Source organism: Nostoc sp. TCL26-01 (genome assembly GCF_013393945.1).
GTDB lineage: Bacteria > Cyanobacteriota > Cyanobacteriia > Cyanobacteriales > Nostocaceae > Trichormus.
Map to the genome: position 1 here is coordinate 5,591,826 of NZ_CP040297.1, position 21,037 is coordinate 5,612,862.

Below are 21,037 nucleotides of genomic sequence, written 5' to 3' on the forward strand. Positions count from 1 at the left end.
TATTTATGTATCTTTCCCTTGTGCGAACTGCTTTTCTGTTTGCAGAAATTGCGGAACGCCGACGAGGGCTTGAAAATCTTGGAAGTTAACTAACTCAGTTAAATTAGCTGTAGTTCCTTGTTGTTTGATGTGACTCAAACAAGTTGTGAGAGTTTGGGTAACTGCTAACAAGCCTGTGAGGGGGAAGAAGACAATTTTAAAGCCTAAATCTTGTAACTCCCAAGCAGAAAGTGAGGGAGTTTTCCCACCTTCGACGATGTTAGCCACTAGTGGGGTATGAGGGAAAGCAGCAGCGATCGCTTTTAATTCTGTCACAGATTGGGGTGCTTCCACGAACAGTATATCGGCTCCGGCTTGAATGTAAGCATGACCACGGGCGATCGCAGCTTCTAAACCCAGTGGCCCACGGGCATCGGTACGGGCGATAATCACCAAACCACTATCGCCACGCGCCTCTACGGCTGCGCGAATTTTGCCGGCGTGTTCGGCTGTGGGAATGACTCGCTTGCCTTCAAAATGACCACATTTTTTTGGCCATTCTTGATCTTCTAGTAACACACCCGCTACACCCAATTGGATGGCATCTTTGATGGTTCGCATGACATTTAAAGCATTGCCATAACCAGTATCTAAGTCAGCAATCAACGGCACACTGATTGACTGAGCAATTCTGCCGATACTGTAAAGCATTTCTGTGGCTGTGAGCAAACCGTAATCGGGCAACCCTAAAGTAGAAGCAGCAATGCCAAAGCCACTGGTAGCCACCACATCAAAACCGATTTTTTCTGCCAGTTTGGCACTTAAACAGTCATAAACACCAGGAATCACAATAATTTCGGGATTGGTGAGTAATTCTCGCAGTTTTTGGCTAGAAAGCATAGGTATACAAGTTTGTCAGTGAGGTACAGAGTTAATAATTTTAAACGCAGAGGGGCGCGGAGGAAAACGCAGAGGAGGGAGGAGAGAGGAAGATTTGTACTTAGTATCTCAGCAGATTAGGAAACGCTATATAGCGTTTCTCGCTTTAGTGAAGTACATTTCGTTGAGGCTAGAGGCTAGAGGCTAGAGGCTAGAAGCTAGAAATTAGAGAGTAGTCTGTACCTCATTTGACTTAGAAACGCTATATACCAATTCATAATTAACTTTATTTTGAATTTTGAATTGATTCATATTGTTGTATTTCCAGCTTGAAAAATTTGCTCTGCGGTCAAATTTAATTCTGGGAAAGTGTGTGAGATAATGCGATCGCTACCACGAAATTGACTGACTTGGTGGTACTCACTTTCTACCAATGAATAAATTGATATTGTGGGCTGTTTGGGATTACCAATAAACCGCCTACCTCCTAAAGCGGCATAATCAACGGACACTTGCTTCAAGCCGGGAAACCCGTCCAACGCAGTGTTCTCAACAACCCAGTATTCTGCAATGCCTACGGCTTCGTATTGTCCTAGCTTTGTAAAATAATTGTCTCTCCAGTTGCTGCTAACTACCTCAATCACTAGTGGAATTGAAGCGCCCTGAGTGACTGTAGATTGTTTTTTCCACAGAGGTTCATTTACCAGATTAGAGCGATTAACTATTAATATGTCTGGTGAGTAACCGGATTCATTTTCAGGTGGTTTGACTAGTGCCGTTTTTGGGATGAAGTAGGGAAGATTTCGTCGTTTGATCTCGACAGATATTTCTAACGCTAAAAAACCGATAATATCTTCATGGTCGCCTGTTGGTTGTGTCATCTCGACAATTACTCCATCATGCAGTTCATAGCGTCCTCCGTCAGGTTTCCACTCCACAAATTCTGCAAAGGTTACTAGCTTGGTTTTTGGTAAGGCTTGACTCATATAGTCATGTTGATGAATGTTTCTGTTTTGATGACGCTTCTCGACATGAGGCTACGCAAATGAGTGTCATATATCAATTGTCAGCGATGTAATGACAAAACTCCATCCTGCAAGTGGCCTGGAGTTTTGCTGGGAGATTAACCCACAATTAGCCCCCACATACTTATTCCTAGAACAATAGCGGCTAGGTGTTGCCAGAACATAGTTCTGAATGGTTGACGGGCAATTTTTTGTGTCAAAAGTATGGTTAGCAAGACTGAGAAAATCAGCGTTCCACCTTGTAAAAAGGCAATTACTGCCGGGTGAGCGACTAAAACTGGTAATTGCTCACCATTAAAACCAAAGGTGGCTAACGTCACAGGTAAAATTCTGCCGCCTTCACCCAAACCCAAACGTAGGTAATGAGCTAAGTTACCTCCTAAGATCAATGGTAGATAACCATAGGCTAGTTCTATGAAGCGTCGGGGTTTGCGGCGAATATTCAATATTTTAATCAAAGCGTAGGCGAGAAAAATCACTCCAGCCGGAATGATCAAAGCTAAAATTGAGATGGCTAAATGTAGCCAAAACTGAGTTAAATCAAGTTGCCAACCCAGCCAAGCTTGCAATTCTGGTAAACGATGCAGATATATTCCTCCCAATAACAATAACAGTAATGCTACTTCGTAGTTATGGGGTACATGAGTTGTCCACAGTTCGATTCCTGGGGGACGTAAGTTAAACTCAACGGAACGATGGGGACAGGCTTTGAGACAAGTCATGCACAAGACACAATCTCGGTTATCTTCTAGCTGGGCTGGGTGAGAATATAAAGGACAGCCATCGGTTTCCATGCCTTCACCTTTTTCGGGGCCGCCTTTGTAACATTGATAGGTGGTACAAGTTGCTGAACAGATTCCTTGTTGCGCCCGTAGTTCTGTCATCGAGAGTTTAGCAAATAAACCATTCATCCCACCGATGGGGCAAAGATAGCGACACCAAAACCTGCGCTCAAATAGTGCGGAAAAAATCATCGCCCCGGCGGTGATGAGTAATAGCAAACAGGCAGAAAGGTAAGCAGTATTTTCTAAATCCCACAGTTCTTCCCAGAGGAAAATCAGGGTAAATAGTCCAAAGAGAAACCAACCGCCCCATTTTTCGGCTTGTTCTCTCGGCCAGCGTTTGAGTTGTCGCGGAAATAGCCACAGGGATAATTTTTGGGTGATTTCGCCGTAAATCATGAAGGGACAGACAGCACACCACACCCGCCCGAAAAAGGGAAAAATGAATAAGACGATAGGCCACCACCAAGCCCAAAATAAATTTAAGCCAAAATTGCGATCGCGTGTTTGTGGCCCGATAAATAATACAGCGACGATGAATGCAAAAGCTGCTACAGTCAAGCCGTAGTTAATTTTATCCGGCCACCAGGAACTGCGTAAAAATTGCCGCAAGCCAGGATAGATATTTAACAAATTCACCCGATATTGCTTTTTCTTCGGTTCCGCCGCCCAGAAAATTTCTTCTGTTAACTCACTTCCTTCCCCGACTTGAACTATTGCCCGTTCGACCAGGTTTTTTAATTCTTTGAGATTGCCGGGAAAATCATAAGATTGTAAGCGGCGTAAGGCTTCTGGGGTGATGTGGGGTTTAGCTACGCCCCGCGCCCGGACGTAGAGACTGGTGTAATATTCCACCTGTGATGTAATATCTGCTTTCCGGACTCGTAAGGGTGGGACTTTAATCAGATGACCAATACAGCGTTCGATTTGGGATTGGGTTTTTTCCGAAACAATTAAAATCCGTGCTTTGCTGGTGCGGGGTTCAGCCGCAGCATCTCCTGGACGAGTCACGGGGGTGTAGGTATTTGTTTGCAGTAACTGGGCGACAGGTGCTAATAACTCTGGGGGTAATTCTTGGAGGTTGTTTAAAACTAAACTCCCTTCCCCCAGCCATTCTAACAGCCCTGGTTTACCGCCAGCCCGACCAAATATGTCTGCACCACTGGTTTGCAGGATGCCACAATTGATTTTAATAATTGGCTCCCGTCGTTTGGCGGAACCAAAGTGAATTAAGGCGGCGATATTATCCTTTTCTAAACCTGGTTCTCCAAAAATTTCTACAGATTTGTGGTCAGTAGCTGCTTCTCGTATTTGCTCCCGCAGTCGCACCGCGTAGCGACTTGTACCAACGATACCCCGTTGCGCTTTGGTGACTAAATATGGTCGTAATGCCACAGAACGCTCTTGTTCATAGGTTAACGCAGATGTGGCTTGTGCTAGTTCTTGAACCAACTGACGAGAAAAAGCTTGAGTAATTTCGGGATATTGGCTAATTAAGGTGCGAAATTTATCTGCACTCACAGTCCAAACATGACATTCTGTCAAGGTATTAATTGTCAGAGGTGCAACCTCATCTAAAACTAATTCTTGCAGGTTAATCACGGCTCCTGGCAAAAATCCCTGAGCTAAAGCTGAACCATGATGATGATTTGTATCGCTTTCTAGCTGACCATCTTGGAGAATGTAAAGTGCGGCTGGGTGTGTGTTTTGTTGTACAAGAGTGGTGGCTTTGGGGATGACTTGGATTTCGATGAGTTGAGCGATCGCATCTAATACCTCAGGTGAGAGAATACCTAAAGTTGAGCGCTCTTTTAGCCATGTATTTATCTCTGGAGATGTCATTTTAGTTTCTCCGGCTAGGCTGTTTGCTGTATAAAAGGAATTATCCCTGAAAACAGCTATGTGATGAGTTTATCGGATTTACCTAATCTCTGGGTTCCTTTGGTACTTTTGGGTTTCATTGTCCTGGCGGCAATATTTTTCAGTCGCACCAGATAATTTTGTCTTTGATTAAGAGTCAATGGACAAAGTTAACGGTAATTGTACTAGGAAAGTTGTCCAACCTTGACTATTTGTTACTGTAATGGAACCGCAAAGAAATTTGACTAATTTTTTGACTAATGCTAATCCCAAGCCTGTACCCGTGTGCGTATTTAATGTTGGGGAGGGAATTTGGTTAAAGTAGTCAAAAATGTTAAATTGCCCTTCTTCTCGACCTGGAATAATTCGGTAAAACGGCTCGAAGATGCGAGATTGTTCTGCTGGAGGAATTTCTATACCTGAGTTGCTAATAATAATTTGCATCGCACTATCTGTAGGAGCAGTGAGTTGAGCCGTGACTATAATACTTTCTCCACTAGGGGTATATTTACAAGCATTGTTAACTAATTCAGAGACAATGCGAGTCAAAACAGCTAAGTCTGTAACCAGGGGTGGTAAATCTTGAGAAATTTGCACTGTCAGAGTTTTTTGTTGAGATTGAGCTATTGTTTGAAAACCTTCAACACAATGGGGTAGCCAGTATTGGAGATAGATAGAAGTTAATTCATGCTGATAAAGATTTGTTTCTAGTAATCGCATTTCTAGCAAATCATCAACTAAATCTAATTCGCGATCGCACTCATGCCGGAGAATATACAAACAGCGTTCTATATAATTGGATGACGATGATAAAACACCCTGTTCATCTAATATATTCTCTAGCAAGGAAATAGCCATTTTAATATTTGCTAAAGGTGTCCGCATTTCATGGGAAGTAGCTGCTAAAAATTCTTCTTTGAATTGGTTAAGTTTTTGCACCTCTGCCATGCGGATTTCTAATTGTTGAGAGCGTTCTTGTGCCAAGTTGCGTTCTTCAATTAATCGGCGCTGAGTGTCATCTCGAAACACCATCACTGAGCCAGTAATTACACCTTGATTATCTTTGATGGGTGTGGCACTGTCAGCGATGGGGACTGTTGTCTGATCTTTGGTGATGAGTAAGGTGCGATCGCTCAAATAAATGGTAGCTTCTTGTTGTAAAGCTAACACAATTGGGTTGGTTACAGGTTGCCGATTTTGCTCATCGACAATTTGGAAGATATCACTTAACATTCTGCCTTTAGCCGTGTCAAATTGCCAGCCTGTGAGAGTTTCCGCTATTTGATTCATATACTTAACGCGCAATTGCGTATCCACCACAATTACCCCATCCCCCATACCGCGTAAGACAGAACTTAAAAATTGTTCTCTTTCGTAGCGATTGAGTGCAGTTTGAATTGCCACATAGAGTTCTTGTTCCCTGACTGGTTTGAGGATGTAACCAAAAGGAAATGTCATTGTTGCCCGTTCTACAGTACTTTTGTCAGAGTGTCCTGTGAGGTAAATTACCGGAATTTGTAAACAATTCCAGATTTGTTCTGCTGCTTGAATTCCGTCTATTTCACCCCGCAATCGGATATCCATGAGAATCAAATCTGGGCGTAACTCCATCGCTTTTGTAATTGCTATTTCTCCCGAATCTGCGGTATCAAGTACTGTGTAACCCAAAGATTCTAAACTTTCTTGTAAATTGAGCGCTAGAATATATTCATCTTCTACAATCAGGACTTGAATACTTTTATTTATAGCTTTTTCTGATGTCATGGTTGTCATATTCAAGTCCTGCCTTTGATAAAAGTTATTTTAAATTTTGTGCCTGGCTGAGAGCTAATCTCAATATTTCCTCCCAACTGTTTGACTAACCCTTGCACAAGAGTTATTCCTAGTGTTTTTGCCTTCTTGCCATTGAATTCTAGCGGCAATCCCACCCCATTATCTTGCACAATCAGTATTAAATTTTGCTCAGTTTCTTGGTATAGTTTCACCAATATTTCTCCTGTAATGTGGCTAGGGAAGGCATATTTTAAAGCATTGGAAACTAATTCATTAATAATTAAGCCAAAAGAAACTGCATTTTCAATATCTAAACTAGCATCTTCTATTTCGAGTCGTAGTTTTATTTGCTGAGAATTGACATTATACGAATCAAATAAATGTGTGGTTAAGTCGGGAATGTATTGAGAAATATTGATGTTTGCTAAATCTTTAGAACGGTATAATTTTTCATGTACTAGGGCAATTGAGGCAATGCGATTTTGACTATCTTGGAGGATGGCAGTTGCTGCTGTGTCTTGGGTGCGTCGGCACTGCATTTGTAATAAGCTACTGACGATACTTAAATTATTTTTGACACGATGGTGGATTTCTTTAAGTAATACCTCTTTTTCTTGGAGTGAGGCTTCAATATCAAGGTTGAGTTGATTGAGTTCGGCTGTACGTTCAGCGACGCGAATTTCTAGTTGTTCTTTGGATTGTTTGAGTTCGGCTTCAGCTCGTTTGCGATCGCCAATATCACGATAGAAAATTCCCAGTCCTTCTGTGGAAGGATAAGCATGAATTTCTACCCACACATCATATTCAGGCGGATCATAGTAATGATACTCAAAGTGGACAGGTATCTGCTGAGTCATGGCATATCTGTATTGGTATTCCAACTGACTACCAACGGAAGCTGGCCATGCTTCCCAATGGGTTTTTCCTAACACTTGAGTGCGCGGTATGCCATTATTTACCTGTTCGGCGGCAGCATTTTGGTAGATAATTCGCCAGTCTTGATCTAATGCCAAAAAAGCATCACTCATACTTTCTAAAATGTGCGAGAGTCGTTGAGCTGTGGCTTCGGCTTCCTGTTGGGCTTGTTCGGCAATTAAACGTAGCGCTTGTTCCTGCTGGGCTGCTTCTTGGCGAATTTGTGCCATTTTTAAGCTAGCCTCCACCCGTGCTAACAATTCACGAGTAGAGAAAGGCTTAGTTAAATAATCATCAGCGCCAGCTTCTAATCCTTCAATTCGCGCCTCTTCACCAGCACGGGCTGACAGGAGAATAATCGGTAACTCCCTAGTTGTTTGATCTTGCCGTAATGCTTGTAACAGTCCAAACCCATCTAACCTGGGCATCATCACATCCGTTAACACTAAATCAGGCAAACTTTGACGAATAGCCACCAGCGCTGCTAGTCCATCTTCCACGGCTGTAACTTCATAGCGTTGCTTGAGTAGCCGCTTGACATACTCCCGCATATCGGCGTTGTCATCTACCAAGAGGATTTTGGCAGGAGATGGGAGGGGGGGAGGAGGGGGTGAAAGAGTTATCTCCTTGTCCTCCTGTTCTTCTACTATCGGTAACCATCCCCAAGCTTCCTCCAAATAAGCTGTAGCCCCCATTGCTGTTGATGCTAGTGTGCGTGAGGTGGTGAGGCGATCGCTTGGTAGATGAACAAAGCCTGTGGGGATGGAAACTGTCAAGCAACTACCTTGTCCTAAGGCGCTGGTGACGCTAATACTACCGCCATGTAGTTTGACTAATTCTTGCACCAGAGATAAGCCAATACCTGAGCCTTCAAAGCTGCGTCCTTTTGCACCTCTAACACGATGGAAGCGGGCAAATAATTGGGGGATTTCATCGACGGGAATGCCAATACCCGTATCTGCAATGATTAACTCCACATGGTCAGTAAAATCTTGCAAGTGAACGGTAATTGTACCTGTGAAGGTAAACTTAAAGGCATTCGATAACAGATTAAAGACAATCTTTTCCCACATTTCCCGATCAACATAAACTGCTGTGGACAAAGGGGAACACTCCACTACTAGAGATATGCCAGCACGTTCTATCAATGAGCGAAAAGTGCTAGCCAGATCGGCTGTGAATGTAGCTAAATCAGTCGGCTCATAAACTGCTTGAATTCTACCAACTTCAATACGGGAAAAATCCAGGAGAGTGTTGACTAATTTCAGTAGTCTTAAGCTGTGACGCTGGACAATTTCTAGGCGATCGCGTTGTCTGGGTGGTAGGGGAATTTCCGCATCACTTAAAGCATCTTCTAAAGGAGCTAGTATCAGTGTTAGGGGTGTGCGAAACTCATGGGAAACATTGCTAAAAAACACAGTTTTCGCACGATCAATTTCTGCCAAAGCTTCTGCTCGTTGGCGTTCGGCTTCGTAGACGCGGGCATCAGCGATCGCTGATGCCACCTGTCCCGCTACCAATTCCAAAAACCCTTGGTAATCATCATCCAAAGCCCGACGAGAGCTAATACCTACCACCATGATTCCGGCGGGACGTTCCTGTCCAGGAGATGCCACAGGTAAAACTAAGGCGGTGTGGGGCGATTCTTGCCAAAGTCCGGCTGGGAGTGTGCCAAATTGCTCAATCACATCTGTAACTTTTGCTAATTGGGCTGTATGTGCCACCTTAGCTAATGGCCAAACTGGGAATCCTGTCAAGTCTGTCAGATTAACTAATTGGGGACTGGCGGATGTATTGGCTATTAAACCTGTTCTTCCTGCCAATTCAGCTTGTTTCCCTGTACCATCGAGCAAATAAAGTAAGGCAAAAGGAATATCAGCTGCATTGTTTGCCAGAGTTGTCATCGCAATCTCACAAGCATCTGTGGGAGTTTTGGCTTTACCCGCCTGGGCTGCTAAATCACGCAAAGTGCGGAGTCGGCGATCGCTCAAAACTTGTTTTGTGGTTTCTGTACAAGCACAAAACAAGCCACCAATCCCGCCTGTCTCATCCCGAATCGGACTATAAGAGAAAGTAAAGTAAGTTTCTTCTAAATAACCGCTACGCTGCATGAACAGCTGAAAGTTATCAAACCAAGTCGCCTCACCTGTAGTAATTACCTGTTCCACCAAAGGGCCGATGGCATCCCAAATATCAGGCCATATTTCTGGTGCAGGACAACCCAAGGCTTGTGGATGTTTTGTCAATCCTAAGACGGGGCGATAAGCATCGTTATAAAGCTTCACCAGATGATCACCCCAAAATGTAAACATAGGGTAGCGAGAGTTTAACAAGATGCTGACTGTAGTACGTAAGCTTTGTGGCCATTGTTCAACATCACCTAATGGCGTTTGTGACCAATCATGCGATCGCATCAAAGCTGCCATCTCCCCATTACCAGCAAATAAACTTTCTCGGATATCTGAACTTGTTAACTGTTGCACTTAACCACCCCTTATCTGAGAGTTGGGAATTTACCCATTACCCATTACCTATAGGACTTACGCACCCAACCAATAAACCCTTCTGAGAGTGGTCAATAGTCCATAGTCAATAGTCAAAATCAAGTTTTTTTGGACTATTGACTATTGACTATTGACAAAAAAGCCAGAAATTTAATGACACTGCGTAAGTCCTAACCTATTTTGTTAAATTCATCTCAAACTCCGTTCCCTTGTGCGAATTAATCTTCAGACTTCCCCTAAGTTGTTTAACTAAACCTTGAACAAGACTTATCCCTAAAGTTTTTGTTTTTTTCATCTCAAAATCTGGCGGTAAACCAACTCCGTTATCTTTAACAATTAGTGTTAAATTTTGCTCATTTTTTTGATATAATTTCACCATGATTTCCCCTTGCTGTTTTTCAGGAAAAGCGTATTTTAAAGCATTAGATACTAGCTCATTAATAATCAAGCCAAGAGGAATGGCTGTTTCAATATCTAAGTTGACATTTTCCACTTGCAGATGTAGTTTTATTTGCTGTGAACTGACATTATAGGAATCAAATAAATGTGTAGTTAAATCAGGAATGTATTGAGCAAAATTTATTTTTGCTAAATCTTGAGAACGATATAACTTTTCATGCACTAAAGCGATGGAAGCAATCCGATTTTGGCTATCTTGTAAAATTGCCGTTGATTGAGGGTCTTGGGTGCGTCGGCACTGCATTTGTAATAAACTGCTGACGATGCCTAAATTGTTTTTGACACGATGGTGAATTTCTTGGAGTAATACTTCTTTTTCTTTGAGAGATGCAGCGATTTTTTCCTGTGCTTGCTTTTGTTCGGTGATATCTTGTTGCACAGCGACTAGGACTGTGCCATATTCAGGATGCAGAAAAACCGATGTGTTGGCACGACACCAAAAGGCCGTACCATCTTTCTTAATATTATGGACTTCATAAGTCACTGCATCATTCTCTAAAACCACAGAAATAATTGCCTGGGCTACTGCTTCAGTCTTAGTTGTTTCATCGACATAGTTGACAATAGATACATTCTGACCAATTAACTCACCAGTATCATAGCCAAACATCTGATCAAATTTGGGATTCGTATAGACAATGATGCTATCAGCAGCACGTACTAAACACACTCCTTCTGCCATGTTGCGAGTGATGACTGCTTGCAGTTCTAACATTTGCTCCGCCCGTTGGCGTTCCGTAATTTCTACGATAACAATCCCAACACCACTCGGTTGAGTAGTTTCTGAGCAAATGGGAAAGTAAGAAGCTAGCCAAGTCCGCATCACACCAGGAAGTTTGAGAGTTTCGCCTGTTATCTCAAAATCAAGTATTGCTTCGCCTGTAGTTAATACATGATGCAGCACCTGTTCTTGTTGTGATGCTAAATCGGGTACGATCTCTCTAATGGTTTTACCAATATGCTCATCTGCGGGAACACCATTAATATCTGCGAACGCTTCGTTAATCAAAGAAAAACGCAGTTCTTGATCAAGGACTGTGATTCCCACAGGGGCGCTACTAATAAAAGCGTCTAATAATTGTTGTTTTTGCGCCAGTTCTCGTTCGAGGATTTTGCGTTCTGTAATGTCAATTGCCACTCCCCCGATTAATTTTTGTGGTGATGTGCTGGGGATGGGAAACTTGTAAACTAAAAACTCTCCCAAAGTATCATCTAATCGTGGAGCAAACTCAATCGTTTCTATCACCTGATTAGTCCGGGCAACTTTTTGGATATTATCCAGAAACTGTTGAGCAATATGTGCTGGGTAGATTTCAAAAAGCGATCGCCCGATTGCCGGTGCGACGAATAATTTAAATGTCTGCAAGTATTTTTGACTGAGGAAAATTACCTTCCCCTGACTATCAGTAATCCAAGCTAGCACTGGACTATTATTCATAAATACTTGAAACTGCACTTCACTTTTGTGCAAGGCTTCCTCTGTGCGTTTAAATTCAGTCATGTCTCGCACACTCACCACTACACCAGAAATAGTTTGGTCAAATTCAATGTAGGGCGAGTAAGTAAAACTCAAAAATTTAGGTTCTTGTCCTGGATCTTCCCACCATCTTTCATACTTAATTGTCTGTCCACCTAGACATTCTATAAATCTATGTTTGACTACTTCCTCAAATACCTCTTGTCCAAGAATTTCACTTACAGAATGACCGATAATTTCCTCACGGGATTTTTGTCGCCAATCTAAATAAGCTTGGTTAACAACCTGATAAATGTAATGGCGATCAATCAGTACCATCCCGTCTTTAGTTGTACTAACCATGCGCTCATATCGTCGTAGTGATTGTTCTATCAGCTTTTGCTTAGTAATATCAATAACAATACCCCAAATCCGTTGTGGTGCGCCAAATTTGCAGTTATTTTCCTGTCCTGGCTGATTTAGAGACACTTGATCTTCAGTTTTATCAGCTATCTCTGCTCTAAACTCTAAATAACGGACTGAGTTATCTGGTAAGACAATGCGATATTCTGCCTGAAAAGGAGTGTGTTGAGCGATCGCTTGTGTAAATTGTGTTTGTAATGCTATACAATCATCTGGGTGAATATAGTTAAAAAATTCTGTGTATGTTGGGGCTAATTCATCAATATCTAAACCAAATATCTGCAATAATTCCTCAGACCAAGTAAATCTTTTAGTAACAATATCTAATTCCCAGCTACCAACATGAGCAATACGTTGAGCTGCTGCTAAGGCTGCTTCACTTTTTTGCAATTTGATTTGTGCTTGTTGCAATGTCTGCAAAGCCAATTGTCTTTCTTTGATTTCTGTTTGTAAGTTAATATTTGTGGCTGCTAATTGTTCAGCTTGTTGTTTAATCATGGCGGTTTTCTGAAATAGTTCCACAAATACCGACACTTTCGACAAGATAATCTCTGGCACAATTGGTTTGAGCAAATAATCTACCGCACCAACAGCATAACCTTGACGGATATAAGCAAAATCTCGATCAATAGCTGTGAGAAAAATAATGGGAATATGTTCATTCACCTGACGCGAACGAATTAGCTGCGCTACTTCCAATCCATTCATTTTTGGCATTTGGACATCTAACAACACCACAGCAAACTCTTGTTGCAGCAGATGTTTTAGTGCTTCTTCTCCCGACAAAGCTGTAACTAAATTCTGTCCCAACGGTTCTAAGGTAGCTATCAGCGCCGTCAAGTTAGCGGGGGAATCATCTACTAGTAAGATGTTGGCTGGAGGTAGATTAGCCATGATTTAATCCCAATTGGTAATTCGTAATAGCAGTCCTATGGTGACTCGTTACCAGAATAATGTGTCATGGCAAAGATGGCAAAGATTAATATAGTAATCCGATTTGATTTCTGAATCACTTGTAGAGGTAAGGAATTGGGGACTGGGGACTGGGGACTGGGAAGAAAGAATAAAGGTATACTGAATTTTGTATGCGTAATACCATTTCACGTTAATCATGATACACATAAATTATGTAGAGACGTTGCAGTGCAACGTCTCTACAAGGATTTCGAGCTAAGATAATTTGTAGTTCTCTATTTCTGACTACGATTAATCACATACAAGTGCAATATCTGAAGACGAAAAACATCATGATTGCAAAGCCTACACCTGCGTAAAATACACTATTAATTCCCCCAAAACCAAAGGCTATCCCCATCAGTAATGGCCCTAGAGTTTGTCCTAACCCAAAGAATGTACCATTAACTGATAGGATAGTTGCTAAATATTCTTTCGGGGCTAAATCTGCTAAAAGGGTTTGGATGCTAGGAAAACCCATACCTAAACCGATACCGAAAATTGTGGTGGGAATTAACAAAAACCAAATACTTGGCATGAAGGGAACAATCAACAAAGCTAGCGCATACAAAATAAAAGATGTGCGAATTAAAGTTGTTGGTTGATATTTTCTAGCTAATCTCCCTAACTGGGAAGATGTAATAGTAATGGCGACAGAAACACTAGAGAGTAAGATGCCAATTGTGGCTGGTGGCTGTTTAAATACATCACTAATTAGCTGTGGTAAGTAAGTGATATAAGCGCCGTAGAGTAAGACAAAGTTAGCCGCACTAGCAATAAAAAGACCAAATAAACGACGATTTTTGAGAACTTTGCCAGCGTTGCTTAAATACTTTCGGAGATTGCGATCGCCTTTTGGTTCGGGATTATCTAATACAAATAATACAAGTAAGCCGATGGGGATGGCGATCGCTGGCAACATAAAGGGATAATACCACCCTAATGTTGCTAATGCCCCACCAATTGTGGGGTAACTGGCTGTACCAATACTGCTGATACTGGCGTTGTAACCCATTGCTTCAGTACGTCTATTGGCTGTGTATATATCACCAATTAAGGTAATACTCAAAGACAACAAAGAAGCTGCGCCAATTCCTTGCAGTAACCGCAACCATAGTAATAGCTCAAAATTTCGCACAAAAGCACAAGCAGTTCCGGCAATGCCAAATAATAGTAGTGAAGGAACAATGATTTTTTTACGTCCCAATCTATCAGCCAAGACACCAATCACAGGGCCTAAAATTACTGAGGGAAGTGTGAATACAGTAATCAATAATCCCAGATTTTTAGGTTCTATTTCTAAGGATTTAGCTAATTGGGGAAATGCTGGAGTGATACTAGAAACTCCAAGGACAGCCATCAATGTAACTGCACAAATAATTTGAAAATTCACCTCTTGAAAAACGGGTTTATGTCGCTCAAACTGTTCTGGTTCTTCTATTCGACTCATGATTTTCACCTATTAGCTAAAAAGAAAACACTGTGCGTAAAGTACCAGTGACAATTGTGCCATTAGTTTCTTGATTACTCGGATTAGCTATTACCTGGATTAAGGGTGTAATGCGGATATTATCATTAATTGGAAAGTTATAAAAAGCTTCAATATTCATTTGTGTGGCATCCCCGATAGAACTTTCAATGAAAGGTTGACCAACCGCAATTCCCGCAATAGTACTATTAATAAATAAATCTCGAAATGACACCCCAGCCATCCAATAATTAGGATGAATATCACCTAAAGTTGTCTTGGGATAACTGGCATAACCATAACGTCCAAATATGCCCACACGATTATTTACAGCTAGGTCAAAATTAACTCCTACTCCTTGAAAACTACTACCAAACAACTCACCCGCACTGTATTGTAACCGCACAGAAAAAGCTCTACTAGGAGCATATTCAAATTCGACAAATCCTTGATATGGATCACCAAAAAAACCTCCGTTTGCACCTCCACCAGCTATGGGAAATAGGCGAATATCCTCAACGCCGCCACCACCAATTAATCGTTGATTTTCCGGTAATGAGTCAGTGGCATCCCCAGAAACGTATAGTCCTCTGAATCTAAATGGACTTGTTTTGGGTTGCCATTCAACTACAGCACCCGCACCACCTGGTCTGGGGATTAAGATGTAGTTATTTACTAAAGATTGGGTAGAAAAATCTAAAAAGCTGATATTAGCATAACGATTTTTATCGATAAAATCTGGAGCGACAATTGCTGGCCCTACGGTGATTTTCCAATCGGGAACTGGTGCAAAGGTGTAATATAAACGTGCCACACTTAATTGATCATTTCGCCCTGGAATGGAAAAATCTAAAGTACTACCTAAATTCGGCTCTAAAAAACCACCAGCGTTATCATTTGTACCATCGCTACCAGTTACCAATCTGACTTTTAGCAAGTCTGTACCATAAAAGCTGGTATTCAAATCTAAGCTGGCTCGATAAATAAAGGTTGCATTGGGATTACGTTCCGAAATTACTGTCCCTCTAGGCGCAATAATTCTATCACTAGTAAATGCTCCAGCGTTGAGTGCAAAGATAACTTGACCTTGTAATTTTGTAGTTGTGGAAAACTGGTTTGCTTCTAGTTCTGCGTTATATGCTTCGAGAGTATCTACCTGCCTTTGCAATGTGGTTAACTCGGCGGCGAATGCTTCTTGAAGTCGCTGTAAAGTTAATAAGTCTGCGGATGTGATTAAATCTTCTTTTCCTGTGCGAATTAGTTCATCTATTCTTGCCAAAACTGCATTCACACCAGCCGCAAATTCGTAGCGACTCATAGCACGGTTCCCTCGGAAAGTGCCATCGGGATACCCAGCAATTACACCATAACGTTCTACTAAAGACTGGAGAGCCGCAAAAGCCCAATCTTGCGGTTGTACATCTTGCAATTGACTAACTGAGGTTACTTGCCCAGTTTCCAACAGTGGATCTACACTGTCATATGATTGAGCTAGTGCATGAGTATGATGGGAAATGAGACACAAACACCACAACCATTTCAGAAAAATTAGATAAATAGCTCTCATTTCCTTGTGATTAGAATACTGCCCATGCAAGTTTACAGCTATTAGCTGGTGTCAGTCTTGTCTATTCTTGTGCAAAATATCCTGTTGTTGTTAAGTACTTAACATACAACATGGTGATCAATTTCCATGAATAACCACAGCGAAATGTATGATCGAAGTGACACCAGAGCAACAAATTTTTATGCAAGATGATGTTCCCACTCGTTTACATCATTTAGCTAGACACCTGTCTCATATTCAGTCTTTGTGGACTGGAGCATCATCCCAGGAATCGATACTCGATCTGATTAAGGAAAGCCGATACTTTCTTGAGTGGACTGTCCCCGACATGGTAAAGTCGGACGACATTGACCGAGCCGCAGAATTAGTTGATTTGGGTCGTCTTTTGACTCGTTGGCTATTTCATTGGGAGAAAATTTGGTTTGATGCCCAACAAAGGCAGTCGGCGCTTGAGCAAACACAATATTGGTTACATCGTGTTTTGGAAATAGCTGATACAGAGCCTGAGTCTTTAAGTGCTTAATGCTGTAAGTGCGATATGGCAGCATGAACATAAACTTTTCTCCCCTCTCCGTGTCGGAGAGGGGCTGGGGGAGAGGTCAAAAGACTCACATGAATATTAAGCAGCGATTTTTTCTTCAAGCGGTTTAAAAGTCTTTTTAGTCGCACCGCAAATGGGGCATTGCCAATCATCAGGAATTTGTGCAAATGGTGTTCCTGGTGCAATACCAGAATCAGGATCACCAGCTACCGGATCATAAATCATACTACATTGCCGACAAATCCATTTGCAAGTGTCGGGATCTTCACTAACAACTCTGGTTGCAGGTTGTCCACCGTTTAATACTTCTAAAGCTTCAGTGTAGCGATCAGCGTGGTAATTTTCGATGAATTTTAGCAAGCCAAAACGGTGTGCGGCTTGGCGGAATGTGCTAGCGTGTTCGCTCGATTCTTGAGCTTGTTTGAGAAATTCTTCAGCAGCTGGATTGTCGCGATCGCTTTGTGCGGCGGCAGCAAATTCAGGATACATTGTAGTGTATTCGTACGTCTCACCTGCAATAGCTAAAGACAAACAACGAGAGACAATTTCCCGCTTTTCGGCATCGGTTAAAGCGGCTGGATCTTCGACAACTAATTCTGGGTGCAACAATTCAAAATGAGCGAAAGCGTGTTCTGTTTCTTGTTCTGCTGTTTCCCGAAACAGTTTTGCTAAATCCGTAAATCCAAGTTTTTTGGCAACTTCCGCAAAAAACAAATACTTACGATTTGCCATTGATTCGCCACCAAAAGCAGCTTCTAAGTTTTGCAGAGTCGTAAAGTTTGACAAATCCATAATTTTTTCTGCCTGTGAACTAATAATTGATCGGATGAAAGGCTGTGAGTACTCTTTTTATGACTCAGCACTAAAAATTTTGTATACAAACTTTTAGCCCATATTTATATACCCGTTTTGCTAGTGGCGACAGGACAATTATCAGGTTAAATTATTAATTTTCCCTTAGCACTCAAACTTTGCTAGTAAGTTTTTAGGTATGAGTATTTGTTGGATTAAATCTCACAACAACCTTACCGCAGTTTTGACCACTCAGTAGATATTCTACAGCTGTAGGTATGGATTCTAAACCATTGAATTGGGTTTGATCTACACTAACTTTGAGTTTGTCATCATAGAACAGATTGAGGAGGCGATCGCGTGCTTCTGGGATGTATTCTTGATAATGGGGCATGAGAAAACCCCTGACTGAAGCTGCTTTCCACATCAGTTGGTGATAGATTCGCGGTTGGATTACCGATTCTACACTTTTCCCGTATTCTGAAATATGCCCAATCGTGACTAAACGTCCACGAATTGCTAAGTTATCTACGCAGGTATCAAAAACCTGTTTACCCACACACTCAAAAATCAAATTAATTCCCTGGGGATACTCTTGCTTGAGGACTTGGGCTAGGTTTTCTGTGCGATAGTTGATTATGCGATCGCATCCTAATTTTTTCAATAACTCCACCTTTGCCTCAGAACTACAAGTCCCAATCACATGATTACCAGCTAGTTTTGCTAATTGCACAGCAATATGTCCAGTACCACCAGCCGCAGCCGTGACTAAAACTACCTCATCGCTTTTCATCTCCCCGGCTTTTGCCAATGCTACTAAAGCTGATACACCAGTAGGGATGAGCGTTAATATCTCTGGTGTCGCTGCTCGCACTTTCACAGCCAGAGTAGCATTGATCACTTGATATTCACGATAACCACCACCACGATGAGTAGTTACCACAGCATCACCAACTTGCAAATTTGTCACATTTTCGCCAACAGCTACCACCTCCCCCACCGCTTCCACACCCAAATCAATCGGAGGAGTTAAATTCACATAGGGAACCTCACCCCGACAAAGTAAAGTGTCAAAACCACCATTAATTCCCGCAAACTTATTTTGAATTAAAACTTCCGCCGCCGCAGGTTGAGGTATGGGAATTTCCACAATTTCCACAGCAGATTTAAAATCTTGATGCAGTTGCTTTGCGATTAACTTTCTATAGGTTTCCACATTTATCTTCTCAAATCTTAACTTTGTGTCTCTGTGTCTCTGTGGTTAAATAAACGATCTTTTACCACCAAGCAACAGAATTTCTCTTAGCCACTACAAAGCCTTATACCACTCTAACTGATGAGCTAAACCATACTTAATAAAATCTTCGACTTGCGCTTGATCACTTTTACCAAAAACACCCAAACTATAAGGATTTTCTTGCATTCGTTGTGTCACTTGCTCTTGTTCAAAGCGGAGAACTTCTGCTCTTGGTTGATCAGTTTTGAAAAAATCTACCACTAAAACTATTCTTTTATATTCAGTGTAATTATGTGGACAATGTGGATAACTATGATCTAACACCATAAATTGTCCTTCATGCCAATAAAGCTGCTCATGACATATTTTCATCGCCACATCACCCTCTGGCACAATCAAACCTAAATAGCCCCGATTCATATGTGGATTATAGTTAACGTGGAGCTTAATATCTAAACCAGGATGGAATGTACCAAAATAAACATTTCTGATCACACCATCATCGATCAAGTTGACTTTGGCAATTGTCTGAACTAAGTTAGGAAAATATTTCTCTCTAATTAATAGAGCTTGGGTTGATGCTTCATCTGAGTCATAATCAGGATATTTGATTTGATGAAATTGAATATATTGTTCTATAAATAAGCCTTGAAATAAAACACCAAAAGCACTATATTTGCCATTGCCTTTAGTTTTTATCGTTTTGTTTTTAGGCCCCAAGACATCATAAGCAAATTTTAATTCTGCATCAGTAGCAAAATCCATAAAGTAAGTAAACTCATCTCGAATTATTTGCCAAGCATCTTGAAAATGTTTGAGAAAAGGAAATTGTTCTGGGTTAAGATGATACTCATTAAAACTTTCCATAATCTTTTTTCCTGAGTATGATTGAATGTTACATCTGGGGATAATGTATTTATTTTAGTGCGAGGTCTATCATGTCTGAAGTTCCTGTGTTAGATCAAGTGATCAAAAATGTGCGGGTAGTGCGTCCCCATCATCATGCTGTGGAACTACTGGATGTGGGAATTAAGGATGGGAAATATGTGGAGATTGCTCCTTATATTAGCCCAGAGAGTAGCAAAAATGTATTTGATGGCAAAAACCTCTTAGGCTTTCCCGGTGTCGTTGACGCGCATATGCACATCGGTATTTATCAACCCCTAGAACAAGATGCGGTGACTGAAAGCAAAGCAGCCGCAATGGGGGGAGTGACAACTAGTCTGAATTACATCCGGACTGGACAGTATTATCTCAATAAAGGCGGTGCTTACAGAGATTTTTTTCCCGAAGTATTGGCGCGATCGCAAGGCAACTTTTTCGTAGATTATAGTTATCATGTTGCCCCAATTAGCGCCACGCATATTGAGGAAATGCAGATGCTATACGAAGAATATGGCATTAATTCATTTAAAATCTTTATGTTCTATGGTGGCTATGGTTTGCATGGTCTTTCTGATCAACAAAACCTATTCTTGATGATTAACAAAGAAGAAAGGTATGATTTTGCTCACTTTGAATTCATCATGCGGGGTTTAAGCAAGCTACGAGAATTGTACCCCGAAGTGGGCGATCGCCTCAGTCTCAGTCTGCATTGTGAAGTAGCAGAAATCCTCAACGCTTACACCAAAATCGTCCAGCAAGACTCTAGCCTCACAGGTTTACAGGCTTACAGTGCAGCACGTCCCCCCCATTCTGAAGGTTTAGCTATTTGCATTGCTTCCTACCTAGCACACGAAACCAATTGTCTGAATATTAATTTGTTGCATCTGAGTTCGCGTAAAGCTTTAGAAGCAGCTTTAATGATGCAAACAGCATTTCCTCACATTAATTTCCGTCGAGAAGTCACTGTCGGACATTTATTATTAGATGTGGATGCACCCACAGGTAAATGGGCAAAAGTTAACCCACCCATTCGTCCCCGTGCAGATGTAGAGTATCTATGGCAAGCTGTACTGAATCATCAAGTTGATTGGATTGTCAGTGATCATGCTTGTTGTTCAGCTGAACAAAAAGTTAGTTTACAAGATCCCCATAATATCTGGTTAGCAAAATCAGGTTTTGGTGGGACAGAATATTTATTATCGGGAATATTTAGCGAAGGTAGTAAGCGTGGGATGTCTTACAATCATATGGCTAAGTTATTAAGTTGGCATCCTGCTCAACGGTTTGGTTTAAGTTCTAAAGGTGATATTGCAGTTGGTTATGATGCTGATTTAGTACTATTAGATCCCCAGGAAACCTTTGTGATTAATGCGGAAGAGTCGGAATCTCAGCAAGGATATACACCATTTGCCGGCATGGAGTTAACGGGACGAGTTAAAAGTACTTTTTTACGGGGAAATCTTATATACAATAATGGTGAAGTTTTAGGTTCACCCACTGGAAAATTTTTAAAAAGATGTTAAATTTATCGGCTGACA

13 protein-coding genes are annotated in these 21,037 nt (G+C 41.4%); 2 read left to right on the forward strand and 11 right to left on the reverse strand.

Features of this window, described 5'->3' with window-relative positions; genetic code table 11:
- Positions 1–3 precede the first annotated feature (3 nt).
- The 8 genes from FD725_RS24150 to FD725_RS24185 form a co-directional block, all read right to left on the reverse strand.
- A complete protein-coding gene (locus FD725_RS24150; protein ID WP_179050496.1) occupies positions 4–879 on the reverse strand; it encodes an oxaloacetate decarboxylase in 876 nt (291 codons plus the stop codon).
- Positions 880–1,166: 287 nt separating this feature from the next.
- Positions 1,167–1,844, reverse strand: a complete 678-nt coding sequence (locus FD725_RS24155; protein ID WP_179050497.1) for a Uma2 family endonuclease — start codon at positions 1,842–1,844, stop codon at positions 1,167–1,169.
- Between the two features lie 137 nt (positions 1,845–1,981).
- A complete protein-coding gene (locus tag FD725_RS24160) occupies positions 1,982–4,507 on the reverse strand; it encodes a sigma 54-interacting transcriptional regulator (protein ID WP_179050498.1) in 2,526 nt (841 codons plus the stop codon).
- A gap of 168 nt (positions 4,508–4,675) precedes the next feature.
- Positions 4,676–6,298, reverse strand: coding sequence for a response regulator (locus tag FD725_RS24165; RefSeq protein ID WP_179050499.1), 1,623 nt, complete (start codon positions 6,296–6,298; stop codon positions 4,676–4,678).
- 2 nt (positions 6,299–6,300) lie between these two features.
- Entirely contained in the window at positions 6,301–9,696 is a 3,396-nt protein-coding gene (locus FD725_RS24170; protein ID WP_179050500.1) for an ATP-binding protein, read from the reverse strand.
- Positions 9,697–9,892: 196 nt separating this feature from the next.
- A complete protein-coding gene (locus FD725_RS24175; RefSeq protein WP_179050501.1) occupies positions 9,893–12,949 on the reverse strand; it encodes a PAS domain S-box protein in 3,057 nt (1,018 codons plus the stop codon).
- Positions 12,950–13,265: 316 nt separating this feature from the next.
- A complete protein-coding gene (locus FD725_RS24180) occupies positions 13,266–14,459 on the reverse strand; it encodes an MFS transporter (RefSeq protein ID WP_179050502.1) in 1,194 nt (397 codons plus the stop codon).
- 16 nt (positions 14,460–14,475) lie between these two features.
- Positions 14,476–16,044: an iron uptake porin gene (locus tag FD725_RS24185; protein ID WP_179050503.1), complete on the reverse strand. Its 1,569-nt coding sequence runs from the start codon at positions 16,042–16,044 to the stop codon at positions 14,476–14,478.
- A 148-nt stretch (positions 16,045–16,192) separates the two neighbouring features.
- On the opposite strand from FD725_RS24185, the gene FD725_RS24190 reads away from it, so the two are divergent.
- Positions 16,193–16,567 carry a hypothetical protein gene (locus tag FD725_RS24190; protein ID WP_179050504.1) on the forward strand — a complete coding sequence of 125 codons (375 nt, stop codon included), beginning with the start codon at positions 16,193–16,195 and terminating at the stop codon, positions 16,565–16,567.
- A 96-nt stretch (positions 16,568–16,663) separates the two neighbouring features.
- Here FD725_RS24190 and FD725_RS24195 read toward each other — a convergent pair whose 3' ends face one another.
- The 3 genes from FD725_RS24195 to FD725_RS24205 all read right to left on the reverse strand — a co-directional run bounded on the left by FD725_RS24195 (position 16,664) and on the right by FD725_RS24205 (position 19,481).
- Positions 16,664–17,377 carry a rubrerythrin family protein gene (locus tag FD725_RS24195; protein ID WP_179050505.1) on the reverse strand — a complete coding sequence of 238 codons (714 nt, stop codon included), beginning with the start codon at positions 17,375–17,377 and terminating at the stop codon, positions 16,664–16,666.
- A 193-nt stretch (positions 17,378–17,570) separates the two neighbouring features.
- Entirely contained in the window at positions 17,571–18,599 is a 1,029-nt protein-coding gene (locus tag FD725_RS24200) for a zinc-binding dehydrogenase (protein WP_179051670.1), read from the reverse strand.
- An 87-nt stretch (positions 18,600–18,686) separates the two neighbouring features.
- Complete coding sequence (locus FD725_RS24205; protein ID WP_179050506.1) at positions 18,687–19,481, reverse strand: aspartyl/asparaginyl beta-hydroxylase domain-containing protein; 795 nt, start codon at positions 19,479–19,481, stop codon at positions 18,687–18,689.
- Between the two features lie 71 nt (positions 19,482–19,552).
- Between FD725_RS24205 and FD725_RS24210 the strand changes: the two genes are divergently transcribed.
- Positions 19,553–21,022 carry an amidohydrolase family protein gene (locus FD725_RS24210; protein ID WP_179050507.1) on the forward strand — a complete coding sequence of 490 codons (1,470 nt, stop codon included), beginning with the start codon at positions 19,553–19,555 and terminating at the stop codon, positions 21,020–21,022.
- Positions 21,023–21,037: the final 15 nt, after the last annotated feature.

Bases quoted from the DNA above. Each gene is read 5' to 3' on its own strand.
- FD725_RS24150 (WP_179050496.1), bottom strand. From the start codon at position 879: ATGCTTTCTAGCCAAAAACTGCGAGAATTACTCACCAATCCCGAAATT.
- FD725_RS24155 (WP_179050497.1), bottom strand. From the start codon at position 1,844: ATGAGTCAAGCCTTACCAAAAACCAAGCTAGTAACCTTTGCAGAATTT.
- FD725_RS24160 (WP_179050498.1), bottom strand. From the start codon at position 4,507: ATGACATCTCCAGAGATAAATACATGGCTAAAAGAGCGCTCAACTTTA.
- FD725_RS24165 (WP_179050499.1), bottom strand. From the start codon at position 6,298: ATGACAACCATGACATCAGAAAAAGCTATAAATAAAAGTATTCAAGTC.
- FD725_RS24175 (WP_179050501.1), bottom strand. From the start codon at position 12,949: ATGGCTAATCTACCTCCAGCCAACATCTTACTAGTAGATGATTCCCCC.
- FD725_RS24180 (WP_179050502.1), bottom strand. From the start codon at position 14,459: ATGAGTCGAATAGAAGAACCAGAACAGTTTGAGCGACATAAACCCGTT.
- FD725_RS24185 (WP_179050503.1), bottom strand. From the start codon at position 16,044: ATGAGAGCTATTTATCTAATTTTTCTGAAATGGTTGTGGTGTTTGTGT.
- FD725_RS24190 (WP_179050504.1), top strand. From the start codon at position 16,193: ATGATCGAAGTGACACCAGAGCAACAAATTTTTATGCAAGATGATGTT.
- FD725_RS24195 (WP_179050505.1), bottom strand. From the start codon at position 17,377: ATGGATTTGTCAAACTTTACGACTCTGCAAAACTTAGAAGCTGCTTTT.
- FD725_RS24205 (WP_179050506.1), bottom strand. From the start codon at position 19,481: ATGGAAAGTTTTAATGAGTATCATCTTAACCCAGAACAATTTCCTTTT.
- FD725_RS24210 (WP_179050507.1), top strand. From the start codon at position 19,553: ATGTCTGAAGTTCCTGTGTTAGATCAAGTGATCAAAAATGTGCGGGTA.